1 protein-coding gene is annotated in these 292 nt (G+C 51.7%); it reads right to left on the minus strand.

Going from position 1 to position 292, the window contains the following annotated elements:
- The coding region (locus PZH32_RS13540; protein ID WP_275208771.1) for a VirB6/TrbL-like conjugal transfer protein, CD1112 family at positions 1-292 on the minus strand (292 nt) is incomplete at both ends.

The following is a 292-nucleotide window of genomic DNA, read 5'->3' on the forward strand; positions in this document are numbered from 1 at the left end:
TGCTAAAGCCGGGTTCCCAAAATGCCCGCACACCGCCTTTGGATGAAAAGCGGCGCTTCTGGACGCGCAATAAATTTCAATCATACGGCCATATACGATGACGAAGATCACGATGTTTAAGGCAATCATGGTAAGCTGGATCAGGAAGGATTGTAGCCAGAGTCCGAACAGAGGGCCTAACTCCATCGCTTCAAGCTCTGTCCGCAGACTGTCCAGCACATCCGGCGTGATCTCTGTCCCGTTCTGGATAATGCCCGCTGACTGCTGTATCACATGCTGGCTCACATCAAAG

Origin of the sequence: Adlercreutzia equolifaciens, from assembly GCF_029076695.1 — a bacterium.
Lineage (GTDB): Bacteria > Actinomycetota > Coriobacteriia > Coriobacteriales > Eggerthellaceae > Adlercreutzia > Adlercreutzia equolifaciens_A.